12 protein-coding genes are annotated in these 17,595 nt (G+C 65.9%); 8 read left to right on the plus strand and 4 right to left on the minus strand.

Annotated features, from left to right (window positions below; translation table 11 throughout):
* Positions 1–53: 53 nt before the first annotated feature.
* Positions 54–1,277 (minus strand): IS256 family transposase, encoded by a 1,224-nt coding sequence (locus RH861_RS00540; RefSeq protein WP_310519279.1) that lies wholly within the window; start codon positions 1,275–1,277, stop codon positions 54–56.
* A 193-nt stretch (positions 1,278–1,470) separates the two neighbouring features.
* On the opposite strand from RH861_RS00540, the gene RH861_RS00545 reads away from it, so the two are divergent.
* The 7 genes from RH861_RS00545 to RH861_RS00575 all read left to right on the plus strand — a co-directional run bounded on the left by RH861_RS00545 (position 1,471) and on the right by RH861_RS00575 (position 8,850).
* On the plus strand, positions 1,471–1,965 hold the full coding sequence (locus RH861_RS00545) for a hypothetical protein (protein WP_310519280.1): 495 nt from the start codon (positions 1,471–1,473) through the stop codon (positions 1,963–1,965).
* Positions 1,966–1,970: 5 nt separating this feature from the next.
* Entirely contained in the window at positions 1,971–2,888 is a 918-nt protein-coding gene (locus RH861_RS00550) for a hypothetical protein (protein ID WP_310519281.1), read from the plus strand.
* Positions 2,889–2,891: 3 nt separating this feature from the next.
* The gene (locus RH861_RS00555; RefSeq protein ID WP_310519282.1) at positions 2,892–4,001 is read left to right on the plus strand and encodes a M23 family metallopeptidase; all 1,110 of its coding nucleotides are present in this window, start codon (positions 2,892–2,894) and stop codon (positions 3,999–4,001) included.
* 74 nt (positions 4,002–4,075) lie between these two features.
* Positions 4,076–4,378 carry a hypothetical protein gene (locus RH861_RS00560; protein ID WP_310519283.1) on the plus strand — a complete coding sequence of 101 codons (303 nt, stop codon included), beginning with the start codon at positions 4,076–4,078 and terminating at the stop codon, positions 4,376–4,378.
* A gap of 14 nt (positions 4,379–4,392) precedes the next feature.
* Positions 4,393–5,598 carry a TrbL/VirB6 family protein gene (locus tag RH861_RS00565; protein ID WP_310519284.1) on the plus strand — a complete coding sequence of 402 codons (1,206 nt, stop codon included), beginning with the start codon at positions 4,393–4,395 and terminating at the stop codon, positions 5,596–5,598.
* Positions 5,599–5,619: 21 nt separating this feature from the next.
* Positions 5,620–7,122, plus strand: coding sequence for an SCO6880 family protein (locus RH861_RS00570; protein ID WP_310519285.1), 1,503 nt, complete (start codon positions 5,620–5,622; stop codon positions 7,120–7,122).
* 6 nt (positions 7,123–7,128) lie between these two features.
* Complete coding sequence (locus tag RH861_RS00575) at positions 7,129–8,850, plus strand: putative type IV secretion/conjugal transfer ATPase (RefSeq protein ID WP_310519286.1); 1,722 nt, start codon at positions 7,129–7,131, stop codon at positions 8,848–8,850.
* Here the strand turns inward: RH861_RS00575 and RH861_RS00580 are convergent.
* The 3 genes from RH861_RS00580 to RH861_RS00590 all read right to left on the minus strand — a co-directional run bounded on the left by RH861_RS00580 (position 8,823) and on the right by RH861_RS00590 (position 14,931).
* Positions 8,823–11,390 carry a DEAD/DEAH box helicase family protein gene (locus RH861_RS00580; RefSeq protein WP_310519287.1) on the minus strand — a complete coding sequence of 856 codons (2,568 nt, stop codon included), beginning with the start codon at positions 11,388–11,390 and terminating at the stop codon, positions 8,823–8,825. The genes RH861_RS00575 and RH861_RS00580 overlap by 28 nt on opposite strands.
* Positions 11,390–13,525 (minus strand): site-specific DNA-methyltransferase, encoded by a 2,136-nt coding sequence (locus RH861_RS00585; RefSeq protein WP_310519288.1) that lies wholly within the window; start codon positions 13,523–13,525, stop codon positions 11,390–11,392. The genes RH861_RS00580 and RH861_RS00585 overlap by 1 nt, the downstream gene beginning before the upstream one ends.
* 182 nt (positions 13,526–13,707) lie before the next feature.
* Complete coding sequence (locus RH861_RS00590) at positions 13,708–14,931, minus strand: IS256 family transposase (protein ID WP_310519279.1); 1,224 nt, start codon at positions 14,929–14,931, stop codon at positions 13,708–13,710.
* Positions 14,932–15,709: 778 nt separating this feature from the next.
* Between RH861_RS00590 and RH861_RS00595 the strand changes: the two genes are divergently transcribed.
* A complete protein-coding gene (locus tag RH861_RS00595) occupies positions 15,710–17,536 on the plus strand; it encodes a type IV secretory system conjugative DNA transfer family protein (protein ID WP_310519289.1) in 1,827 nt (608 codons plus the stop codon).
* The last annotated feature ends 59 nt before the right edge of the window (positions 17,537–17,595 follow it).

Raw genomic sequence — 17,595 nt, forward strand, 5'->3', positions numbered from 1 at the left:
CGTCCCGCTGTGTGGTGGAGTTTCTCGACACCGTGCGGGTCAGCTGGGGTTGATTATGCCGCTGCGAGTTCCGGGATCGCTACCTCCTCGTGGCTGGTCGTGAGGAGCTTCATGGAGTGCTCGCTGAAGTAGCGGCGGTCAGCGCCGTCCCATTCGTCGTGCTGCTCGATCAACACGTGCCCGGCCAGGCGCAGCAGCGCGGCCGGGTTCGGGAACGTGCCCACGACGTCGGTGCGGCGCTTGATCTCCTTATTGAGCCGTTCCAGCGGGTTCGTGGACCAGACCTGCCGCCAGTGCTGATGCGGGAAGCCAGCGAACGCGAGCAGGTCGTCCCGGGCGTCCTCGAGCATGCCGGCGATCTTCGGGTGCGACCGGCCGAGCATCCGGACGACCTCGTCGTACTGGGCGTGGACGTGCTGCGCGTCGGGTTGGGCGAAGATCGTGCGGATGATCGACGCGACCATCGGGCCCGCGGTCTTGGGCACGTTCGTGAGCACGTTCCGCATGAAGTGCACCCGGCAGCGCTGCCAGGCCGCGCCTTGGATCACGGTCTGGATCGCGGCGACCAGTCCGGTGTGCGCGTCGCTGATCACCAACTGCACACCGTCCAGCCCGCGCGCCTTCAGGGAGCGCAGGAACGTGGTCCAGAACGGTTGCGACTCGGTGTCGCCGACCTCGAAGCCGAGGACCTCGCGCCGCCCGTCCGCCGCGACGCCGACCGCGACGACCACGGCCTGGGACACCACCCGTCGGCCGACCCTCGCCTTGCAGTAGGTGGCGTCGAGGAACACGTACGGGTAAGTCGTGTCCGCCAGCGGCCGGTCGCGGAACGCGGCGACGTCCTCGTCGAGGTTGCCGCAGATCCGCGACACCTCGGACTTCGAGATGCCGGTGTCCGCGCCGAGCGCCTTAACGAGGTCGTCGACCTTGCGGGTGCTCACGCCGTGCACGTACGCCTCCATCACGACCGCGAACAGCGCCTGATCGACCCGCCGACGCCGTTCCAGCAGCGACGGGAAGAACGACCCGGTCCGAAGCTTCGGGACCCGCAGATCGAGCTCGCCCGCGGTCGTGGTCAACACCCTCGGCCGGCTGCCGTTGCGCTGGGCGGTGCGGGTATCGGTGCGTTCGTACGGCGCGGCGCCGATGAACGCGGCTGCTTCCGCGTCGATCAGCTCCTGGTACAACGTTTCGGTCGCGACCCTGATCCGGTCACTGACATCGGTGAGCTTGAGTTCCCCGAGCAGCTCGAGGAGTGCAGACTGGTCAAGAGCCATCGTGCGATGTGTCCTTCCGTGAGATTCCTAGACAGTTCTCACTGACCATCGCACGGTGGCTCACCAGCGTCTACGACACTGGCGAGCCCCGCCGGAAAGTCCACCACCACTGGGGACGCCACCCGGCCTGAGCGGCGCCGCACCATTCTTGCCCGCGTGCTGCCTACTGCGCGAGCAGCGGGATCGGTGAGGCGTGTACGACGACGAGCTTGGGCCAGGCGACCAGAACACGAGTGAGCCCGACCCTGTCGCGCCTCTCTCCGAAGGCGGCGGGCTGAATCCACCGATCGACTGGTGGGTGCTCAGCGAGTCAGAGCGGCGCGCCCAACTGAACCGTGCGTGGTCGTTCACCCAGCGATTGGTGCGGTACTACTGGCTCCCTGGCGAGATCGTCCCGCCGTGTTGGTTCCGGCACGACGAGATGGTCCAAGAACTCCTCGCGCTCATGCAGTTCCGCAATGAGCAACAGTTCATCGAGCAGCAGTCCCCCGGGGCGGCGCTCGACTTCCACCATCACCTCGGTCTGTGGATCATGAGGATGCGCGGCTGGGTACTCGAGGCCGGATGCAAGCCGAATGAGCACCTCGAGAAGGCTCACCCGATGTGGGTCGTGCCGGACAGTTCGGCCGCGGTTGCGGTTGAGCGTGATTTCGACGGGCTGCTCCGGCGAATGGCGAATCAGGAGTAGAGAACATGGGTAAGGTCTGGGCATCACTCACGGGGACGCTTCGGGAGCTGTGGTCGACTGGGCGTGGCCGGTTCGTCGTGATCGCGACTGGTGCGCTCACGCTCATGGTGATCTGGGCGATCGTCGCGATGAACGTAGCGATCGCGCCTGCAGCGACGCCGCCGGCTCCGGCGACTCAGTCCGGGCCATCCGAAGACCTCTTCCCCGGTGCATCGGCGGAGACGCCGGAATCGGGCGGGGCCCCGGTCATCAGGGACAACGGACAGGTCGATATCGGCGGCCCCGGGATCCCCGCGAACGTCGACGGCTGGATCGAGCCGGATGCCCCCGAGGCCAAGCCGCACGCGGAGAGCGGACTCGCGTCATGGCCATCGGAGGTTCCGCTCGACGAGCTCACGATTCCGAGCTACACCGAGGTGACCGTTGCTGAATGCGCTGCACCGCAGATTCCCGAAGCACGCGCGATGGCGAACGACATCGTCGCCTACCTGTTCACCTGGGACAGCCGTGTGGCGAGCTTCGACGAGTGGGCAGCGCCCGTCGACAGGGAATGGAATCGGCTGACCGGCTACTACGGCGGCGAAGGGATGAATGGCAAAGGCGACACCGGTCGACTTGAGGACCGATTCACGTCGATCGGCACTGGCGAATCCGCATGGACGGGCTGGGCGCAGAACGGCGTCCGAAGCGAGGTTCGTGTGAATCAGGTGGTGACCACCGCTCCGAACCGCTCGCTGGTGCAACTCGACTACACGGTGACCATCACCCGGGCCGGCGACGGCCTCGCCCCCGAGTCCGCGGTGGAGAACGTCACGATTGTCCTCACGGCGCCGTGCGCCCATGACAACTGGCCGAGCCCCGCGTCGCGATGGGACATGACCGGTCTGCAGTTGTTCGACTTCCGCGGGTGGGGCTCGGAGTAACTCGTGAAGCACCCATTGCGGGTCGCCGGTGCTCTGCTCGCCCTGGTGGCGCTTGCCGTCGTCGGCCCGATCGCGCTCGTTATCATCCTCTTGGCGAGCGGAGCGCAGGCCGCTTCGTGCACGCCACCGCGGCCAGTCGATGCCGTGGTCGCACAGCTCGATGGGGAGCAGACCCAGAACGCGGGGATCCTCATCGGTGCGGCGAAGGCACTCTTCCCCGACGAAGCGACCGCGCAGCGAGCGGGGATCGTGGCGATCGCCACAGCCCTGCAGGAATCGGGACTGCGAAACATCGAGTACGGCGACCGCGACTCGCTCGGTCTCTTCCAGCAACGTCCGTCGATGGGGTGGGGCACCCCCGAGCAGATCATGGACCCGACGTATGCGGCTGGCCGGTTCTACAAGGCACTCGATCAGGTGCCGGGATGGCAGCAGCTGCCGGTCACCGTGGCGGCGCAGCGCGTACAGAAATCCGGCTTCCCCGACGCGTATGAGAAGTGGGAAAGCACCGCGTCAGGCGCGGTCGACGCATTGTGGTCGCAGCAAGGCCCCATCTCGATCCCCCCAGAGGTCGGTTGGGGTGGCGTGGCCGGCTCAGAGGCGGAGGACGCCATGGGCACTGGCGGGTGCATTGCATCGGGCGAACTCGTGCTGCCGCTGCCGGCCGGGTACTCGCTCACCGACGGCTACGGATGGCGCAACCTCGGGATGGGAACGAACCCGTATCATCGGGGCGTCGACCTCGCAGCCGAATGCGGTACGCCGGTCTACGCGATGATGAGTGGCCGAGTCCTATCCGCGGGCCCCCTCACCATGCTGATCGAGACGCCTGGCGTGGGGCAGATCGGCTACTTGCACACCGCCCCCGCCGACCATCTCGTGCGCGTCGGCGACGAAGTGGCGGCTGGTCAGCAGATCTCCGCGGTCGGCAATCAGCCGCCGTCGACCGGCTGTCACCTCGACGTGCGCGTGAATCCGGCCGGTGCAACCGACCCGCGAGTGCTCGCGCTTGTACCCGACCCCGGCGCGGGCGGATGGGTGAACCCCGAGGAGTTCACACGGGCGTTTGGTGTCGACCTCTGCGCTTCCGAGACCTGCACGGGCCGGAAGTAGGCGAATCGCGTAGTGCGCCGTCCGATCGATCAGTGTTCCGAGCCGATGAGCGGCTCGGAAGGGGCACAACTCACATGGACACGGAGACCCTCACGATCGCGGGCGAGATCGACCCCGGGGTGACCCCCTCGAGCTCGTGGCCGATCTTCAGCTGGGTCGGGCAGCAGGTCGGCAACTTCCAGACGCTGGGGGTCGTCGCGATGGTCGCGCTGCTCATCGCCGGCATCTTCACCTGGGTCGCCGGGTCGGGAAGCGACAACTCGAGGCAGCAGACCGCGGGCAAGTGGATGGTGTTCCTCTCGATCATCGGCGCCGTCGTTATCGGCGCGGCACCGGCCATCATCAAGTGGGCATCCGGCCAGAACCCGATCGGCTGATCAGGAGGCGCGACATGGGCTGGCTCGGTGACTGGTTCGGTGACGGGTTTCTCGACCTGCTCCGGGCTGGGATTCTTGGACTCGCGGCATTCGTGGGCGACATCCTCAACGGCATCTTCACCATCGACTCGCGTACGACCGACGGCCGGCCGACAAACGCTGACCTGGACGCAGCGACGAGCGTCGGAAACGTCGTGCTCTATCTCGCGGTGCCGCTGACGATCGCCGCCATGATCTGGCAGATCATGCGCTCGGCCGCCCGGGGCCGGGTACAAGGCGTGCTGCGCGCCCTCGTCGGCGGGGTGGCAATGGTCGCCGGAACCAGGGTGGTCTTCTGGTACGGCCCAGAGCTGGTGCGTGGCTTCGACGAAACGACGATCGCCCTCCTCGACGCGTTCGAGTCCGGCCCCGGCGGCCTCGGCACGACCCTCATGGAAGGTGTCGGCCTCCGCAAGGTCGGCGACGAGTGGCAGTCGACCGACGGCGGCGAGTACGAGCCTCCAATGTGGATGGTGTTCAGCGCGGCTGGCGGCAACCCGCTGGGCATCCCTCTCATTCTTTGGCTGCTGATGGCTGGTGCCGCCCTCGCGCTCATGATGATGCTCGCCTTCCGCAGGTGGGCCATCGTCGCGATGATCGCGCTCGCTCCGCTTGCGCTTATGTTCCTGCCTGCGGAGAAGGCGTCGAGGAACATGATCGGCCTCTGGATGAAGATCTTCATCTCGCTCGTGGCAGCGAAACCGCTCGCGGCGATCATCCTCTCGCTCTCGGCGAAGATGGTCTCCGTCTCAGCCGGCATGAACCTGGTCATGTTCATCGCGGCGTTCGTCGGCCTGCTCGTCGCGGCTTTCGCACCGATGATCGCAATGAAGTTCTTCGGCTTCCTCGGCACTGAGGTCGCGGATGCCTACGCACGGGCGGCAGGCGAGGGCAACCTCAAGAACGGCGCGCAGAGGACACGCCGGGCCGCGACATCCGTGATCGCAATGGGACGTGGCGGTGGTGGCGGTCGCAGTGCTAGCCGAAGCGCTCCGAAGCCGGTGCCGAATCGCTCGGGCAGCTCCGGTTCGCGCGGAAATCGACCTGAGCCTGTGGCGAACCGGCCGAACTCCGCGCCATCCGCGAGCCCGGCGCCGCGGCCGAACCCGGGCCCGCCGTCGCGACCGGCGCCCGGGCCCTCGAGGCCGAGCCATCAACCGAGACCGGCGCCCAAGCGGTAGTCCCTTGAAACGAGGCTGACCATGACACGAGAAGCTCCCACGGGCGTTCCCCGCCTCGGATTCCCCGGTCGCCGTCGAACGGGCGTGCTCGGCAACTACAACACCGCCCAGCTCACTCTTGCCGGCACCGGGGCCGGGCTCGCCATCCTGAGCATGTTCACTGCACCGGACCCGGTCCAGGGCCTCACGATGGCGCTCATTCCTGCAGCGGTGCTGATCGCCGTCGGCCTCTGGTTCGACGAGCACGGCCACCCGCTCCTTTCGACCATTCAGCAGAGAGCGTTGTTCACCATGAGGAAGCTCCTCCGTCAGACCAGCTATCGCCGTACCGCGGGCATGCCGATCGCTGAAGCTGGAAAGCTGCAGCTGCCCGGGGCGCTGGGAAGTCTTCGCCTGCTCGAGACGCAGGGCGGAGGAGCGATCATCGAGGATGCCGCATCCGGAACCGCGACGGCCGTCGTGGAGGTGACGTCACCGGGCTACGGCCTCCTCGACGACCGCGATCAGGAGGGTCGGGTGGCAGCTTGGGCGCAATTGCAGTCTGGCCTCGTCAACCACGTCGGGCTCGCTCGCGTACAAGTGCTGAGCATATCTCGTGTCGCGCAGCCAAAGCAGTTGCGGGACTACTACGAGCGCCGCGTCTCCGATTCGGTGTCGAGCTGGGCTCGCGAGCAGTACGAGACTCTGCTCGAGGCTGGAGTGGCGACGACCACCACGCATCGGCAGTACCTTGCCGTCGTCCTCGACAAGTCGAGGATCGGCAAGGAGATCCGGGCGCAGGGCGGCGGCAGGGCCGGGCTCGTCTCCGTGATGGCCCGTGAGGTAGCGGCGCTGAGGCGCGGCCTGGCGGACTGCTCGGTGACCGTTCGACATTGGCTCGGATCCCGGCAACTCGCCGCGGTGACGCGCATTGGCTACGACCCCACCACGGGCGACCTGATCGAGGAACGCACCGCCGACCGAGTCGGCGTGGCGCCGGAATCGGCCGGACCGATGGCCGGCGAAGAGCAATGGGACCACATCCAAGTCGACGGCGTGCTACACCGTACCTTTGAGATCACCGAATGGCCGCGCATCCCGACCCTCCCCGACTTCTTGAATGCCGTGAACACGTTGCCGTTCCAGCACGCGATGTCTTTGTACTTCTCTCCGGTCAAGCTCAGGCAGTCGATCTCGCGGATCAAGCGTGAGCGCGGCGCGATCGATTCGAACCGGGAACTGCGGCAGAAGCGGGGCAACTACCGCGAAGACAATGCGTTCGAGAGGCGCGAGCGTGACGCGATCGACCAGCGCGAGGAGGAGCTCACGCAGGGGTTCGGTGACCTCGAGTACATCGGTCTCATCTCGGTGACGGCGACGACCCTCGAGGATCTCGACGCCTACTCGAGCGAGCTGCGGACCGCCGTCGAGAGTAAGGGTATGGAGGTTCGCCCCATGTTCGGGCAGCAGCTTGCCGCGTTCAACTCGAGCGGCCTGCCCTTTGCGCTGGCGCCGGCGAAGACGCGCGGCGTGAAGGTGTGGTGATACGGGATGAAGAGCAAGGCATTCGCCGGCCGGGTCATCCCGGAGAACGAGACGCGCGAGGCCCGGAAGGTGCGCGAGGCGGAGATGCGCGAGCGTGTCAACGCGACGGCGCCGACGCGGCGAGGACCGGCTACAAGTACTGAGCCGCGGGCGAAAGCGTGGGGCGATCGGGGACGATCGGCGTGGTGGGGGCCGGCGCAGGTGACCCCCCGTCCGCACCGCGCCAGCTCCCTCGTCACTTCGTATGCCTACCCGTTCCTTACCGAAGAGGGCCTCGGAACCCGAGGCGTGTGGATGGGTAAACTCGCCGACGTCAGCGGCGGCGGCGACTTCGTGTTCGACCCGTACGAGCTGTATAACGCCGGCCACGTGACCGGCACGTCAATGGTCTGGATCGGTACGGTCGGGACCGGGAAGTCCGCAGGGGCGAAGTCGTTCGCCACGCGGATGGCGACGATGGGTGTCAAAGTCACCGTCGCGTCGGACCCGAAGGGGGAATGGGCGCCCGTCGCCGAGGCCATCGGCGGGAAGGTAATCGCTCTGTCGCCCTCAGGAGACCATCGTCTGAACCCGCTCGATGAAGGCCCGCGCGACTCGCGGCTAAGCGACGCAGCCTGGGCGCGGCTAGTGAAGTCGCGTCGGCGGCTGCTCCTCTCGTCGATCATCCCGTCGCTGATCGATCGCGATCTCAAGCCGGCCGAGCACACACAGCTCGATATCGCCCTCGACCGCGCCGTCGCCGACAGCGCTGGCGCCGGTGTGGTCACGATCCGCGATGTCTACCGGTGGCTCGTCGACCCCGAACTTGGCGTTCCTGCAGAGCCGGACACGGATGCCGACGTGGCCCATGGCATGCGTCGACTGGTCGAGGGTGACCTTGCGGGCGTATTCGACGGCGAGTCCACGGTCCTGTTCGACGATGATGCGCCGATGGTCGTCATGGACACCTCGGGATTCATGGGCGCATCCGGGACGCTGCTCTCGGTCGCGATGACCGTCGTCGCTGCCTGGGTTGAGGCGGCCGTCATGGATCCTGAAGGCGGGCGCCGCATCCTCGTCTACGACGAGGGGTGGCGGATGCTGCGCGACGAACTCATGTTGCTGCGCATGAGCGAGCAATGGAAGCTTGCCCGGCAGTACGGCCTCTGCAACCTGCTGATCATGCACCGCATCACCGACCTCGACATGGTCGGCGACCAGGGCTCGGCCGCCCGAGCGCTCGCGCAGGGGCTGCTCTCAGATGCCGAGATTCGCATCGTCTACCGACAGGAAGCCGACGTGCTCGAGGCCACGAAAGAATCCCTCGGGCTCACCGATCGAGAGATCGACGAGGTCTCGTCTCTCCCTAGGGGAGTGGGTCTATGGAAGATTGGCAAGCGACCATTCGTGGTGAGCAACGTACTCACCGAGCAGGAGCTGGAGGTCTTCAAGACCAGCGGTCGGTTCGAGGTCGAGATTCCGGACGAGATACTGGTCGACCCCGAACCGACAATGCAGACCGTGGCGGGCCAGACGCGCTCCACCGACCGCTGGACGCAGATGGGCACCATAGCCAGCTGCGACTCGGCGGCGATTCACGCGGCGACGGGCCAACGTAAGTACTGCGTCCGATGTGGAGCACGGAGGCCCGAGGTCGCGGCGAACGCCGCGGCCACGTCGGGGCGCGTCAGCCTCGCACCCCCGGAAGACCACCACCGCTATCAGTACCGCACACCGGCCAGGCGGTAGGCCGCGTCGGCGTCCTGCGCGTTCCGGACTACGCCACGTACGCCCTCTTGCGTGAAGTCGAGCACGATCAGCTCGCCCTCGATCCGGGAGATGGACTCCAGCCTGTGGAAGCCGTCTGCGTGCTCCTCTGCGAAGTCGGCCATGCCGCGGAGCTTGTAGAGGGAGTCAGGCAGCCATGCGCCATGAGGATCGACGATGCTCGGCTTCACGTCCCCGCCGGACTCGGTGAAGAACACAAAGTCCGGTCGCAGAAGCCTCCACGCAGCGCGCGCATCTTGGTAAGCGATACCGAGCGCGTCGCGACCACCGATCGGGTTCCGGTACCACGCCATGATGTCGGAGCGGGCGAGCTCGGTGTCGAGCACGGCGATCTCGTCCGGGTTGAGCTTGCCGATAGGAAATAGCCCGAGGGAGTCGGAAAGCAGGTGCTTCGGCCGCGTCTGAATCGCAGCCAGAACCTCGCCTGTGAGAGTACGCGTCTCCTCCATGCGATTTTGCGGGAGTGCAATCGGAACAGTCTGCGGGGCTTTCGCTAGCGCTGTTAGCTCGGCGTAGAGGCTCTGCCGGCCCTCAGGGAGCTTTTTGATCGCGACGCGGTGGACCGATAGCCATCCGCGGGTTATCGCGTCGGCCGCAGCATCGATCGCATCACGGGTGTACGGCAGCAGCGCCAGGGCTGCAACGCGTACGTAGGCGTCTCGGATCTGCTCGTCATCGTCGTCTGGTGCTAGCACGTCGACATAGCTACGGGCGATGTCTGGAGCGATGACTCTCGTCCCCTGTCGATAGGCATCGCGGATAGCCATGTCGTCGGCTGCCTCGGTGAAGTCGCCCTCGCTCCGCATCCCGTAGGTTGCTGTCCCGCGGATCATGCCGCCGCGTACGGTACGCACTTCCTCCTCGGCTACGGCGAGCTCGGACGCGTACTGGGCGGCGAGGCCCGCGAGGACGCCGTGTAGCCGATCGTGAGCGAATCGGCCCGCCTCGGGAACCAGTCCGTCCGCAGCCAGGGCGTGCGCAATAGCGGTCAGCCGCTTCACCGGGCTTGCTCCCTTGCGCGGGAGAGTCTGAGTCGGTAGCTCGGCGAACTTGGTCCAAACACCTTCAGGGATTGAAGGGTTCGGCGTCATGAGCTCAGGCTCGACGAGCACGCGGAACATACCTTCGCCGTCGTTGCCGAGCTCCCCGGAAGTGATGATCGCGTCGAGGACCTTTTCTGCGGCCTGACGGTTGAAGCGCGGCACGACACACTTCACGCTGTTGAGCACGTCGTTGCCCTCGATCCGACGAGCGAGCGGGGTGCGCACCATACGTCCGAGGAGTTGCGTGATGTGCGTCTCATCCTCCGCAGGACGGAAGGAGACGAGCATCTCAGCGCGAGGGCAGTCCCAACCGGTGGAGATCGCGTCCTTCGCCAGCAGCACCCGAATGTGGGTGGCGTCCTGCACCCGCTCTGGGGAGACGTACGGCACGGCGTGCGGCCCGAACACCTGTTGCGTGTGCTCGCCGAACACGTGCGCGATGCCGTCGGGTGGCAGCTCGCGCCACTCATCGAAGATCACATCTAGTGCTCGTGCCATGGCCTCGGGATCAGGCTTGTTCGGCACCTGCAGGACCAGCAGCGGAACCACAGGCTCCGGCTCGCGCTGGGCAGCCGAGTAAGCCGCCCAAGCCTCGGTCATCTCCTTGACGTGTCGCACGCCTCTGCGAAGCAGGACCGTATTGAACTCGCCGGTTTCCTCGGGAAACTCCAACTCCAAGCTGTCCTTCAGCAGGCCAGACTCCTGAATGCGCACCGGGTCGACGGCGACCGTCCGCAGCCTGATGCGCGTGTCCTGCACTTGGGCTGCCTGCATAGCCTCCTCAAAGCGGCGCACCGTGGCGGAGATACCCCACACGATCGGCATCGGGGGAACGCCGGAATGTCCGTTGATGAGCCGGCGGACGATCGTTGGCTTGTCGGCGCTCGTCTTCACGCCGAACCCGCGGTGCGCCTCATCGAGCACCATGTACAGCGTGAGCGAAGGATCTTCTATCGTTGCCCGCAGAGTGTCCCAGAGCGTGAACGGCACCTCATCAGGCCGGCTCTCTAGGCCCGGCAGCGCGTTCCCTGAATCCACCATCGCCGCAGTACGTACGAGCAAGCTGTTGGCTGAGAGTTTCGACGTGTTCAAGAAGTAGACCGTGCCAGGCTGCAGCTTCCGATATCGAAAAGGATGCTCGATCGTGACGAGGCGGTTCCGCAGGCGCCCGGACGCTCGGTCGAGCCGGTTGCGGGTCTGTTGGTTGAGGGACGGATCGTCGCTGAACCAGAGCACCACAGCGCCCGGGTCTGCCGCGAAGTCGGCCTCATCGTTGCCGAAGAACAGCGCCTCGATAACGGAGGCAGCCATGACGGTCTTGCCTGCGCCAGTCGTGGCGGTCAGAGCGACCGAACTCACGCGGGAACGAGCGCCGTGGTAGAGGTCGCGTGCCGAGGCGAGCTCGTCTAGAACGTCCTTCACGGCGTCGTCTTGGTAGTCCTTTAGCGTGTACTCCATCAGTCGTCCGTCACGATCGCGAAGTTGAGCAGGTAGTCCTCATACAGTCGCACCCGCTCGACACGCTCGGGCAGTTCGGAGACAACAAGCTGGTATCGCCGCTCGTCGTCAGTGATAACGAAGACGATCCGCACGCCAGGAGCGTCTTGGACGGAGCGCACGAAGGCCGCGGCCTGGTCGAGATCTCGGAGGATCGCATAGGTCTCGGCTATGTCCCAACCACCGTCCAGCGACTCGATCCGCCGACCCTCCCCGCCGGCCCGAAGCCAGAGCATCGGCGCGATGGAGGCAAACGCGCGGTCTGCTGCGATGCGGAAGGGCGACTCATACGAGAGCGTGAAGAACTCCACGTTCTCTTTGAAACCATCGGACGCAGGCTCGCCGTCTTCATACTCGAGATCTATCGGCTCACCATTTGGCTTGAGGCCAGTGAATGCTGCCCGCACGCGGGGCTCCGTGACCATCCCGAATATGCCTCGCGCTTCCCATTCCGGGTCTCCAGGCCTCCAGCCCGCTGCGCGTAGCCTTCGAGATTCCGCGTCGGACACCTCATTGTTCGTCACAAGAATTGTCTTGCGGTGCCCGCCGTCTGCTCGATTGAGTAGGGCGACCGCATGGGCTGTGGTAGCGGATCCGGCGAAGAAGTCGAGGACTGTCGCGTCGGGCTTCGATGCAAGCACCGGCTCGAGCGCGTCCCTGACGGCATACAGCGACTTCGGGAAGTCAAACAGGCGAGCGTCGAGAAGCTTCCGAAGCAGCACTGAACCATGCCAGCCTGCGTCGTGACGAGGACGTTTCCATACCGTCTTTGCGCGGGTGAGATCCCTCACCATCCTGAGATTCACCGAGCCCGTGATCTCATCGCGGCCAGTCACTTCGATCTCGCCCGACTCGATTTTCGATCGGACACCATTGGGTACGTAGCTCAAGGCCCAGCCTTCGGGGCGTAGGACACACTTGGTGAACCCACTGTCTACCAAGGCCATCAACGTCTCAGGGACGGCCTGCCAGACACCGAGGGAACCATCCCGCCGAATCGGCCACACTACCGCCGCGCCGTCGGGCGCCGTGTCGGGCTCAACCATCTGGGGAAGCCAGGCGTCGAGGTCGCCATGAACTTCTCCAGCCGCTACCCGGGCTCGAAGGGTTCTTCCCGTTCCAACGATTCGAGACGATGCCGTATCGACGTAGATCGGGTAGGCCATGCCGGCGCCGTCTGAGGGCTGAGCGTTGGTACCCGCTCGAAGCAGACCCTTCCAGAATCGCGTGTTGCGTTGAGTCGCTGAGTCAGACATGAAATCGTCGTATGTCGCAGAAACGCCGGCAGCGCCAAAAAAGCAGTACAAGGCGTATTCCTCGACCCTCGCAAATCTGCCCTGCGCGACGCCTTTGGGATTGATGACGATCGTTACCATCTGGAGGTATGCCTCGGGAAAGGTTTGCTCTAGGAGCATCCGTAACCGATGCACTTCATGCTCGTCGATGGTGACGATCAGCACTGAGTCCTCAGGGTTGAGAAGCTTTCCAGCGAGCTTTAGCCGGCGCTCCATGAAGGCGAGCCACTTCGAGTGCCGGTAGAGGTCGTCCGCCGCGACATAGTCGTTGTTGTACTTCCAGTCGCGTGCGCCGGTGTTGTAGGGCGGATCGATGTAGATTGCGTCCACCTTGCCCGCGTGCGTGAACAGCAACGTTTCCAACACGTGGAAGTTCTCGCCGTTGATGACTGTGTGGAACGGCTTGTCGCCGCCGCGATCGACCCGGCCCGTGGAGCGTAGGCCCGGGTAGATCCTGTCGCGGAACTCGGCGACGGTCACCAGGTCGTCGATCGCGTGCCAGACCCGCTCCGGCTCGGCAACTCCCCGCTCCGTCAACGAGGCCATGCCTTCCGTGACCGAATCGACGCTCCAGATCCGCCCATCTCCCGGCGTCGTCGAACCTCGCGGGGGGAGGATCCTCACCTTCGAGCCCCTGCGGATCTGGTGACCAGGAAGTTCAACCGCTTCTGGTCTGTGACGCTCGAAATTCAGGCCGAACGGAAGCCGCTCTTGGAGGGGCATAATCTCGGCTTCGAGGTCAGCGCCGAGCTGCGGGTCGAGCCTCTTGGCTGCGTGGATGAGGTCGCTCAGCCTAGACAAAGGGCCATCCCGCCATCGTTGCTCTCCGCGCGCCCCACAAGAGTTCACCTTATCGGCCACGCACTCTCGGTTGCGTGGCGAGACGCCGCAGCGAAGCCCAAGCCATGCGCTTGGGGCAATGTTTGGTGGCGTCCCGCTGTGTGGTGGAGTTTCTCGACACCGTGCGGGTCAGCTGGGGTTGATTATGCCGCTGCGAGTTCCGGGATCGCTACCTCCTCGTGGCTGGTCGTGAGGAGCTTCATGGAGTGCTCGCTGAAGTAGCGGCGGTCAGCGCCGTCCCATTCGTCGTGCTGCTCGATCAACACGTGCCCGGCCAGGCGCAGCAGCGCGGCCGGGTTCGGGAACGTGCCCACGACGTCGGTGCGGCGCTTGATCTCCTTATTGAGCCGTTCCAGCGGGTTCGTGGACCAGACCTGCCGCCAGTGCTGATGCGGGAAGCCAGCGAACGCGAGCAGGTCGTCCCGGGCGTCCTCGAGCATGCCGGCGATCTTCGGGTGCGACCGGCCGAGCATCCGGACGACCTCGTCGTACTGGGCGTGGACGTGCTGCGCGTCGGGTTGGGCGAAGATCGTGCGGATGATCGACGCGACCATCGGGCCCGCGGTCTTGGGCACGTTCGTGAGCACGTTCCGCATGAAGTGCACCCGGCAGCGCTGCCAGGCCGCGCCTTGGATCACGGTCTGGATCGCGGCGACCAGTCCGGTGTGCGCGTCGCTGATCACCAACTGCACACCGTCCAGCCCGCGCGCCTTCAGGGAGCGCAGGAACGTGGTCCAGAACGGTTGCGACTCGGTGTCGCCGACCTCGAAGCCGAGGACCTCGCGCCGCCCGTCCGCCGCGACGCCGACCGCGACGACCACGGCCTGGGACACCACCCGTCGGCCGACCCTCGCCTTGCAGTAGGTGGCGTCGAGGAACACGTACGGGTAAGTCGTGTCCGCCAGCGGCCGGTCGCGGAACGCGGCGACGTCCTCGTCGAGGTTGCCGCAGATCCGCGACACCTCGGACTTCGAGATGCCGGTGTCCGCGCCGAGCGCCTTAACGAGGTCGTCGACCTTGCGGGTGCTCACGCCGTGCACGTACGCCTCCATCACGACCGCGAACAGCGCCTGATCGACCCGCCGACGCCGTTCCAGCAGCGACGGGAAGAACGACCCGGTCCGAAGCTTCGGGACCCGCAGATCGAGCTCGCCCGCGGTCGTGGTCAACACCCTCGGCCGGCTGCCGTTGCGCTGGGCGGTGCGGGTATCGGTGCGTTCGTACGGCGCGGCGCCGATGAACGCGGCTGCTTCCGCGTCGATCAGCTCCTGGTACAACGTTTCGGTCGCGACCCTGATCCGGTCACTGACATCGGTGAGCTTGAGTTCCCCGAGCAGCTCGAGGAGTGCAGACTGGTCAAGAGCCATCGTGCGATGTGTCCTTCCGTGAGATTCCTAGACAGTTCTCACTGACCATCGCACGGTGGCTCACCAGCGTCTACGACACTGGCGAGCCCCGCCGGAAAGTCCACCACCACTGGGGACGCCACCCAATGTTTCGTGAGACTGATTCCGGGACTCGATTAGGCCGGGAGAATTGAGGACGACCCCTTCGACTTATCGGGTCGCTGGGACAGACGAGGACGGAGTCTGCAACTAGCGACCGGAGCGCATGCTGCCGGCGGGGCGAACTACAGTCGGAGGCCGCATGGGCGAAGACTCGGTCAACGAACGGCGCATGCGGCCTCCCCGACGACCTCTTCCATATGAAGGAAGAGGTCGTCGGTAGAGTCTGAGTATCCGCGCGGGCCGGCGTGCACCTGACTTCTGGAGCACCATGGCCGAGACCCTTCCTCGCTGGCATCCCTTCCTGGCCACCTCAGAACACACTCCCGGCGTCTGGACCCTCGTCGACTCGGTTGGACATGACTACGGCACAGTCCGCATAGTGCGGATAGGAGCCGAAGTGGGCTATCTCGCGACGCTTAGGGCTGTGCCGGTCGGCCGCTACACGACGCTGCGCGCCGCCCTGGAGGCGGTGCACCTGGCGTTCGTTAGGGCGCACGCGCCTGGTGGTGCGCCCAACGGCGGCCGGGGCTACGTGGCCGGCACGTAGCCCGCGGCCAGTCGCATACGCGGTGACCGACCGGAGCTCGCTGCCAGCCGGCTCGTTCAAGGTGGCCTCGTCGTCAGCCGGCCAGGCGAGGTGCGCCGGCCCTGGGATCAGCTTGGTGACCGAGAGGAACTACCGATGCGATCACCGAATTCCTTGCGCGCAAGCATCGCACTCGCCACCGTCGTCATCGCCGCCGCCCTGGCTGCCATCCAGGGCGGAGTGGTCTTCGCGCTCGCGACGCTCACGTCGACCGTCTCCCCCAGGCTCACAGTGTGGGAACTGCTGGGTCTCTACGCCCAGCCTGACCCGACATCCGTTACCACCCAGCCCGTTCCCGCGCTCGTGCACTGGACACTCGTGATAGCAATCGTCGCCGGAATCCTCGTGTGCACTACGTACTGGAACTCGCGCCGACGCGGATCGGCGAAGACGGAAAGCCTCCGCAAGGGAACCGCCCGGCGAGCAGAGCTTGCGAAGCACGCAGGCGCCGATCAACTCGTCGCCCGAGCGCGCACCCTCCGCCCCTCCGTGAATGTGAAGGCAGCGCGCCCCGAAGACGTCGGCTACTGCATCGGCCGCTCGCAACGGCTGCCGATATGGATGAGTGTCGAGGACTCCGCTATCCTCGTGGGCCCGTCCCGGTCAGGCAAGGGGTTCAACTTCATCGTGCCCATGCTCACCAAGGCGATGGGCGCAGTCGTGACGACATCCACTCGCGCGGACAACCTCCTCCTGACGATCGAGCACCGCAAGCGGACAGGCGGGCCGGTGTTCGTGTTCGACCCGAGCGGTGTCGCAGCCGGCGCCGGAAACCAGCTGCGCTGGTCGCCGCTCGAAGGGGCCGAGGACCTCGACGTCGCGATGCGACGGCTTGCGTCGCTCATCCCCGGAGACCGGTTCGAGGGAATTCAGAACGCCGGCTACTGGGAAGCGACGTCGAAGAAGATCATCCTCGCGCTGTTCCACGCGGCCGCGCTCGACGGCCGCACGATCGAGGACTTCTGGCGATGGATGAGCGACGCGAACCTCGCGAAGACCGAAGCGCTCGAGATCCTCAACAGCTCCCCCGACGCCGACCGAGCCACAGCGCGGTCGCTCAACGCTGTGCTCACCGGCAGCCCCGAGCAGCGCGGCAACGACTGGGCTGCGGCATATGCGGATGTCGCCTACATGGCGTCGCCGAAGGTGAGGACGTCAATGATCCCTGACGAGGATGACGCGGCATTCGACCCGTTCGACTTCATCATGTCGCGCGGGACGCTCTACCTGATCGGGGATGCCGCGTCGGCCGCGGCCTTCGAACCGCTCATCGTCGCTCTGGTCGAGGAGATCTCCGCAGTGGCTCAGGGCATCGCTGGCGCGTCGCCCGGTGCGCGGCTGGATCCTCCGGTGCAGTTCATCCTCGACGAAGCGGCGAACTTCAAGATCCCGACGTTGCCGAAGCTCATCAGCTACAGCGGTGGGTCGGGGCTGACGGTCATCGTGGTGCTGCAGTCGATCTCGCAGGCAGAGATGACGTGGGGACGAGAGGGCGCCCGGGCGATGTGGGGCGCGGCGAGCCTCAAGATCGTGCTTCCCGGCGGATCCGATCCATCCGACCTCAAGGATCTCGAGACGCTCGTCGGAGAGGTCGAGCTCGAGCGCCGCTCGTACTCCACGTCGGAGAGCGGCGTCTCACACCAATACGCGCGTGAGGAGAAGCGAGTGCTCAGGGCGAGCGAGATCCGAACCCTGCCGTTCGGCACTTCGCTCGTGTTCTTCCGGCAGCTCAAGCCCGCGATCGTGAAGCTCTCTCCCTGGATCAAGCTGCCGATCGCCGAGCAGCTCGAGCGAGACCGCGAGTTCGTTGCCGCACGCCTGAAGGCCGCGAGCCCGTACGCCGCGCGACTAGACGCATGGAGCAAGTCGCAAGCCTGATGCCGACGGCACCCGCGAGCCGCCCTCGGGCCGGTCTCGGGCTTGCGCGGAAGCAGCGG

The sequence above is a fragment of the Agromyces indicus genome (assembly GCF_031432295.1).
GTDB classification, from domain to species: domain Bacteria; phylum Actinomycetota; class Actinomycetes; order Actinomycetales; family Microbacteriaceae; genus Agromyces; species Agromyces indicus.

Bases quoted from the DNA above. Each gene is read 5' to 3' on its own strand.
- RH861_RS00540 (WP_310519279.1), bottom strand. From the start codon at position 1,277: ATGGCTCTTGACCAGTCTGCACTCCTCGAGCTGCTCGGGGAACTCAAG.
- RH861_RS00550 (WP_310519281.1), top strand. From the start codon at position 1,971: ATGGGTAAGGTCTGGGCATCACTCACGGGGACGCTTCGGGAGCTGTGG.
- RH861_RS00560 (WP_310519283.1), top strand. From the start codon at position 4,076: ATGGACACGGAGACCCTCACGATCGCGGGCGAGATCGACCCCGGGGTG.
- RH861_RS00565 (WP_310519284.1), top strand. From the start codon at position 4,393: ATGGGCTGGCTCGGTGACTGGTTCGGTGACGGGTTTCTCGACCTGCTC.
- RH861_RS00570 (WP_310519285.1), top strand. From the start codon at position 5,620: ATGACACGAGAAGCTCCCACGGGCGTTCCCCGCCTCGGATTCCCCGGT.
- RH861_RS00575 (WP_310519286.1), top strand. From the start codon at position 7,129: ATGAAGAGCAAGGCATTCGCCGGCCGGGTCATCCCGGAGAACGAGACG.
- RH861_RS00580 (WP_310519287.1), bottom strand. From the start codon at position 11,390: ATGGAGTACACGCTAAAGGACTACCAAGACGACGCCGTGAAGGACGTT.
- RH861_RS00590 (WP_310519279.1), bottom strand. From the start codon at position 14,931: ATGGCTCTTGACCAGTCTGCACTCCTCGAGCTGCTCGGGGAACTCAAG.